General features: G+C 38.7%; 6 protein-coding genes and 1 pseudogene. 6 read left to right on the top strand and 1 reads right to left on the bottom strand.

What is annotated here, in order from left to right; genetic code table 11:
• The first annotated feature begins 233 nt into the window (after positions 1-233).
• Positions 234-812, top strand: coding sequence for a TetR/AcrR family transcriptional regulator (locus tag FFM78_RS04710; protein WP_137637282.1), 579 nt, complete (start codon positions 234-236; stop codon positions 810-812).
• Positions 813-944: 132 nt separating this feature from the next.
• On the opposite strand, the gene FFM78_RS04705 is transcribed toward FFM78_RS04710, so the two are convergent.
• The gene (locus tag FFM78_RS04705) at positions 945-1,955 is read right to left on the bottom strand and encodes a lipocalin-like domain-containing protein (protein WP_137637281.1); all 1,011 of its coding nucleotides are present in this window, start codon (positions 1,953-1,955) and stop codon (positions 945-947) included.
• 140 nt (positions 1,956-2,095) lie between these two features.
• On the opposite strand from FFM78_RS04705, the gene FFM78_RS04700 reads away from it, so the two are divergent.
• The 5 genes and pseudogenes from FFM78_RS04700 (at position 2,096) to FFM78_RS04670 (ending at position 7,239) form a co-directional block, all read left to right on the top strand.
• Positions 2,096-2,674, top strand: coding sequence for a TetR/AcrR family transcriptional regulator (locus FFM78_RS04700; protein ID WP_137637280.1), 579 nt, complete (start codon positions 2,096-2,098; stop codon positions 2,672-2,674).
• A gap of 138 nt (positions 2,675-2,812) precedes the next feature.
• Positions 2,813-3,120, top strand: a pseudogene (locus tag FFM78_RS14160) (GTP pyrophosphokinase).
• Positions 3,121-3,426: 306 nt separating this feature from the next.
• Positions 3,427-4,329: a LysR family transcriptional regulator gene (locus tag FFM78_RS04685; protein ID WP_137637277.1), complete on the top strand. Its 903-nt coding sequence runs from the start codon at positions 3,427-3,429 to the stop codon at positions 4,327-4,329.
• A gap of 101 nt (positions 4,330-4,430) precedes the next feature.
• On the top strand, positions 4,431-5,942 hold the full coding sequence (gene vprA, locus FFM78_RS04680; RefSeq protein WP_137637276.1) for a vinyl phenol reductase: 1,512 nt from the start codon (positions 4,431-4,433) through the stop codon (positions 5,940-5,942).
• A gap of 370 nt (positions 5,943-6,312) precedes the next feature.
• Positions 6,313-7,239, top strand: coding sequence for an ABC transporter ATP-binding protein (locus FFM78_RS04670; RefSeq protein ID WP_137637275.1), 927 nt, complete (start codon positions 6,313-6,315; stop codon positions 7,237-7,239).
• Positions 7,240-7,250: the final 11 nt, after the last annotated feature.

The raw sequence follows: 7,250 nt of genomic DNA, 5'->3' as shown, positions 1-7,250 counted from the left end.
AACACAGTTATTACTCCTTTTAAGTTTTGTCACTTATGAGTCTAACTGGGTTGGACTTTTTTGTTAAATTTCTAAATGTTACAAACTAGCACCACACGTCCTCATATGTATATTATGATATAAGTGCGGTATAAATACGATGGACAACGATCGGACCTCGTGGGACTTAAGCGACACAAAAGCCATAAAGTGTGGTATAAGCAACAAAAGAGGGCTAACTTAGGAGATGAAAAATGGTAGTTAAAGCAGATCGACGTGTAGTCAAAACAAAACAAATTATTCGCAAGGCATTTGCGGATCTATTGGTAACCAAACCAATTGATGAGATTACGATCACTGATATTGCTAACGGTGCGAATATCAATCGCAAAACTTTTTATAATCACTACAGTGGTGTTTATCAACTATTAGATGAAATCGAACAAGAAATTGTAACTGCCTTTGCGGCGGATTTGGCCGAATTTGATTTTGATCAATATTTAACTAACCCAACGGTGATTTTTAAAAAGATTCAAGCAATTGTTGACCAGAATTATGGTTTCTATAAAAACTTATTTGCACGTAGTGGTGACACTAATTTGCTTAGCAAAATCGCCACTGTACTAAGCGCCAAGGCAGTCAGTTTTTTTGAAAATAAGCAGCCTAATGATCATGCCAAAATTAGAGTCATCGCTGACTACACGATTTTCGGTATGATGGCAGTGTATCAGGGCTGGTTTAATTCGGACTATCAACTCAACATTGACGAGCTTGATCAGCTACTTAATCAAATTTTGGTTAATGGGATTCAAAGAATCATTGCTGAAAAATAGTCACTTTAAATTGAAATAGCGCCAAGTGTGATCAACCAGTTTTGGCAGTCATACTTGGCGCTATTTATATTTTAGCATGACGTGTTCAAGGTATTGTAACTGGCAAATTGGGTACTGGTACGTTTTTTCAATTTACTGCCATTCACCGATCAGTTCAACGTAGCAGTTACCAGTGATCGGTTCACCTTTATACGTTCCGCTGATCGTGCTGGCGGCCTCATAATGGCTCAATTCCTTAAGACTGAATAACAGCTCTTGTTCTTTTGGCGCGCAGGTCACAGTTAAGTGTAAATCAAGTTCTGGTATATCGACTAGCCACTGGGTCGGGTAGCGATAGTCAGAATCAGGGCTAGTCCATACTGCCGTTGCATTGGACATGATCGGCTCAACCGCAACGACCTGCTGCGTGCCGTTGGGATGCAACACGGTTGCGAACGTTTTTTCCTGCGCACCTTCGTTAGCAAACCAAAGGCTAGCAACTGTCTTGTCAGCTAAATTAAGGTCCATCCAACCCCATTGTGGCAAGTTAAATTTAGGTGCTTTTTTAGTTGCGGTTGGGTCGAGCTTAGGCATGGTGGTAATATCAAGTTGCCATTGGCGATCAAACCAAGAGCGGCCGCTAACTGGGTAGTCAGTGTCCTCAATGGTAATCGTGCCGTTGGTGCGGATCGTCGGGATCGAGTATTGGAACACATCCATACCCACTAGCGGAAACTTGCCGGTACCACCATTATAAATTGGGTAGCCCACGGGAATGAGATCAACGTCCACCGTAGCATCGGGCATGGAACTGATCAAGTGCATGTGGTTTAAATCACCGGTGATCTCTGTGTTAGTGGTTTTAATGTGAAATTCATTTTGATGAATATCAGTTTTACTTAGCGGGTATAAGTGACTATCGGTATAATATTTTTGGGTAGTCTGATCGGTAACGGATACACAGCTGGTGATCATCGGTTCAGATGAACTTGGCATTAGTTGAGACATGACGTGGACGAGATAGCTCAGTTGGTGACCGGCTGTTTCAAAATGGCCGACGGCAAACCAAGAATTGACAATAAAGTTAGGTTTCAGCGGCAGATCATTCATTACGTCAACATTAGCTTGACGGTTTAATTCAGTATCTAATTTTAATTCACTCATGTAAGTAACCTCCAACAATTATAATTTAGCAATTTTCAGATGTGACATTTGTCTCAGCTGATGTAATGTACTATAATGCATCTAGTTAGCTGAGACAAGTGTCACACCTAAAACTGTGACATTAAGGAGGAATTTGTCACATGGCGGATAATGAAACAATCAATAAAATGACAAAAGAATGGATCTATGCGGCTTTAGTTCGTTTGATGGACAAAGTGGCTTACGAAAAAATTACTATCACTAAAATTGTCACCGAAGCAGGCGTTTCGCGGATGGGTTATTATCGTAATTTTGCTAGTAAGGATCGTATTTTGTTGGACCGACTACAGGCGAATTTAGGTCAGTTGCGTCAAATCGTTGAGACTGATACAAATATTTCAGAAGATAAGTTTTGGCGCAAATTCGTTGCGGCCACCTTGAATAATCAATTACTGAAGTTGATCGTGCAAGCTGGTTTAACCGACCAATTATTAAAAATACATCAACAGTTTACCCAAGAAATGTTCACCGAGGTTTCTCATTGGAATATGTGCGATCCCCAAGTCCAATATCTTGTCAATTATCAAATGGGTGGTCAGATCGGGTTATTCGTTTATTTCATTCAACAGCACGATACAATCAGTGGTGTTGACGAAGAAAGGTTGACGCAGTTTATTATTGATAGTAACCATGCGCTGCTACAACTGACCAATCAACCACTAAAGGGCAATCGCCAATAAAAAGCACTCGTGGGCGCGAGTGCTCTTAGATATTTGCGGCTGCTAAATTATGCTTGGTCGAAGTGAATCAGCTTATTATTGATTTCATCAGCAAGGGCCACTTTGCTACACGACCAACTGATTTTTATAGAGGAACGAATGAAGGATATCCAGAGCCTAATGCAAAAATTTATCCGCAAAGATTTAGTATTATCAGTTGATAATATTCGGCAACATATTTTTGACATTGTCGGTATTCGCGTGATCACCAATTATATCTCATCGAAAAAATGCTATTAAATCAGCCAGATATCACGCTGATCAAACGTAAAGATTACAGTAAAGCGCTGAAAAAAAGCGGTTATCGCAGTTTACACTTAGTGATTTCTGTGCCGGTGTTCCAGCCAACGGGGATCAAAAATGTTAATGTTGAGATCCAAATTCGCACGGTCGGCGTGGACATGTGAACTATCTTGGAACATAAATTACGCTATAAGACGGATATCAGTATTGAGCTAGTCGTCAATATGGCAAAGATCTAAAGTGTTATGCGGATGAATTAGCGGGTATTGAGATCAAAATGCAGCATATTTGCAAACAATTAAATGATTATCAAGATTGACAAGACTTAAGTGATATAAAAAGTAATTAGTAGCTTTGAGTTAGTCTATTTTTAATAGTTTAAGGACTATATTGAGGTAGTTTTTACAACTATTTTTGTTTGAAAAAATGCTTTTTAAAACATCTTTTAAGTGAAAGAAGGAAAGTTCAGCATGGACACTAAAGCACTCACACTATTTTCAACCGTCTATGAAAGTAATTCATTTTCGCAGGCCGCAGCAAAGGTCTATATGTCACCACAAGGAATTGCTAAAATGATCACCAAACTAGAGAATGAATTAAATGTGCAATTGTTTGAACGGACTAAACAAGGGATCGTTCCAACAAAATCAGCACAGCGTTTATATGAAAAAGCAACTGATCTACGAGTCATTTTTCAAAATATTACCATGACTAAATCGGAAAATAACATTCATCAAGAATTCGTTAATTTATTTATTGCTGATGAATTTTCTGACTATTTAGGCTTCGACTTTTTTTATGACTTTCAAAGAAGGTATTCAAACAAAACGTTGAATTTTGTCGAATTTCCAGACTCGATGTTAGCAAACGCAATTATTGAGCGCGGTAATATAGGTTTTATAGAAGGACCAATCAATTTTGAAAAATTCAATGGTTTTTTTGTTACGGAAAATCATTATTGTACGATCATGTCACCGGGTCATCGACTTGCAGGGGAAACGGCTGTTCAAATTAGAGATTTGAATAAGGAATCATTGGCCACTAAAAGCAAAGAGTTTCAGATATTTAATACACATTTAACTGCTTTAGTCAAACAACAGGTTTTTCCAATCCATACGCTACAAACTTCAAATGATGATTTTATTGTTGAATTTGCGCGGCGTAATTTAGGTATCGGGATCGTGCCAGAATATTTATTGGAGCTTCCACATTTTAAGAACCTAAAAGCAAACAACGAAGTGATCGCAAAGCCACTAGCTGGAGTTGATTTAAAAAGAGATATTTATTTTGTTCATGTTAATGACCGGCAATTGTCAGAAGGTGAACAGTTATTTGAAGCCTATGTTAAAGGATATGTTACAAATAAAAAATAATGATCAATAAAATTTTAAGTTAAGTAAACTATCTGTGTAAAAATTATTGGTTGTAACTTTTAGTTGTATCACGAAAACCTGAAAGTCTATTCCAACATTTAATGAAAGCGGTTATTATTTACTTGGATTCAAGATCAATAACTAGGAGGATACTACCAATGCTGACACAGAAAAAAATATATGATTTGGTTGTTGTAGGTGCAGGTGCATCAGGGTTCACTGCTGCCTATCAGGCGGCTAAAAATGGTCTTTCCGTCGTTGTTTTAGAAAAAGGGCGCCATACCGGTGGAAGTGGTAATTGGGTAGAAGGTATTTTTGCGATTAACTCGAATATGCAACAGGCTAAAAATGTCCAATTAACTAAAGAGGATGTTTTGAATGAAGAATTAGAGTACTCTCATTATGAGGCTGATACAAATAGTTGGAACCAATATATTGATCGTAGTGCCGAAATGATTGATTGGTTGGGTGATCTAGGCGTTAAATACGTAGATGTTCGTGGATTAGGGTCAGGTAATGTTACGTGGCATTTGATGCAGGGTAACGGTAATCAAGCAATCCATCAAGCACTTGAACCAAAAGCGCTGGAAGCAGGGGCTGAAATTGTAACTTCCGTTTCTGTGCAAGCCTTAAAACAAGATAGCGATGGCAAAATTACCGGTGTGGTTATTCAGAGTGAGACCGATCATCACCAAGAAGAAATTGCCACCGCAGCAGTTATTCTAGCCACTGGTGGTTACTTAAATAATTCAGAATTAATTGATAATGACACCAATTATAATGTCAACCAACTAATTCCAGTAAATTCTGGAAAAAACACAGGTGATGGCTTGCAATTAGCCTGGGAAGTTGGCGCGCAAAAGTACCGGATGGGGATGGCGATGTTGTTTGGCGGTTACATCAAGGACCCAACAAAACCGGCTTATTTATATCGAACCTCTGATATGAATGGGGCAGTTACGCAACAGTCTTTACTTTGGGTTAATGAAAAGGGAAAGCGCTTTGTAAATGAAGAAGTAGTTGATAATTTTTCACACGCAGGTAATGCCTTATTTACACAAAATAAAATTTATAGCATCCTTGATCAAGGAACAATCAACCATTTAATGAACAGTGGCTTATATAAGGAAATGGGTACTTATTACACTGAACAAAAGACACTTGAGGGTTTACAGTCAGAAATTGATGACGCATTAAAGCAAAACTTACCGTTTATCTATAAAGCAAGCAGTATTAAAGATCTAGCCCAGCAAATCAGTTTGCCTGAACTTGAGACAACGGTTCTTCGCTATAATAAATTGTGTCGATCAGGTCAAGACACTGATTATCATAAACAAGCTAAATTCTTAGTTAGCTTAGAACATGGACCATTTTATGCTTTTGAGTTGGGTATTGGTGCATTTTGCACAATGGGTGGATTAAAAATTGATTTAGATAATCGTGTTTTGGATAAGTCTGGCGCAGATATTAAGGGTTTATACGCGGCCGGGAATGATGCCGCTGGAATATTAGTCGGCGACACCTATGGTCCTAACATGCCTGGTACTGAAGGCGGATATGCATTCTATTCAGGACGGCATGCAGCCAATGCGGCAACTGATTACATTAAATAATAAATTAGTGATATAGGAAAAAATAGATAGCCACAATTTTTGAATTGCGGCTATCTATTTTTAATATGGTTCACTTTTTTAGTTGTAACTTGACAAGCCACAATCAGCTGTTACAATATAAATTACATGTTGTTTTTAAAGTAACAGATTAAACAACGATGCAAATCGTCTGGCAGCAAAGTAAATGGCGAGCGATAGTGATGCGACATTCGCATAAGTTAAGTGATACGGTATATAGTCTTACTTACATTGTGATCTATGCCGATGGCGATTTTTCAAGTGGGCCATTACCGCCATCATGTTACAAAATCTAATTGATGATATTTTACAGCATTATGCAAAAAAGTTTGAAAGGAAGAGGTGAATCTTTGTGATCCGTTTTGAAAAAGTAACTAAGACTTACGCCAACGAAGATGCGTTGCATAACTTGGATCTAAGTATTTCCGCTGGTGAATTATTTGTTCTGGTTGGTCCATCTGGTAGTGGCAAAACGACCTTATTAAAAATGATCAATCGGTTGGTTGTACCCACTAGTGGCAAAGTCACTATCGATGATGAAAATGTTGCCGATATGAATTTAGAGGAACTTCGCCGGCATACAGGATATGTGCTGCAAGCTGGCGCTTTGTTTCCTAATATGACAGTTGAGCAAAATGCAGCAATTCAACTTGAGGCACTTGGGTGGCCCGAACCAAAGCGCCATGCACGTATTCTTGAGTTGCTAAAGCGGGTTGATCTAGCGCCTGAATTATTTTTACAACGTAAACCAAGTGAATTATCAGGTGGTGAAGCACAACGAGTTGGAATCGTGCGCGCGCTGGCTTCTAATCCTAATTTGGTTTTGATGGACGAACCATTCAGTGCTTTAGATCCGTTATCTAAACGACAATTACAAGCTTTGGTTCTTGAATTACATCGCGAGTTAAAGACTACATTTGTTTTTGTTACTCATGATATGCGTGAAGCAATTCGTCTTGCCGATCGTTTAGCCGTCATACACAATGGGGAGTTACAACAATTAGGTAAACCAGCTGATATTTTGGCCGATCCGGCTAATGAATTTGTCCGTGACTTTTTCGATGATCCTGTCGCGCGGCAACGCTTTTTAAAACAAGTTATTGATTCTGGTTTTGGTCGCTCTATTAGCGTCGATGATCAATACGTTGCATTGAAGGGGAGCGATACTATTTTTCAGTGGGCAGCACTTGTTCAACAAACAGCGACCCAGAATATTCGAGTGGGCAATCGACTACTTGAGCCAGTTGATCTGATCGACTATATGGCCACTTTAAAATAAGGAGGTGAATT

The organism is Loigolactobacillus binensis (assembly GCF_005405165.1).
Classification (GTDB): domain Bacteria; phylum Bacillota; class Bacilli; order Lactobacillales; family Lactobacillaceae; genus Loigolactobacillus; species Loigolactobacillus binensis.
This window is presented reverse-complemented; position numbering and strand designations above follow the sequence as displayed.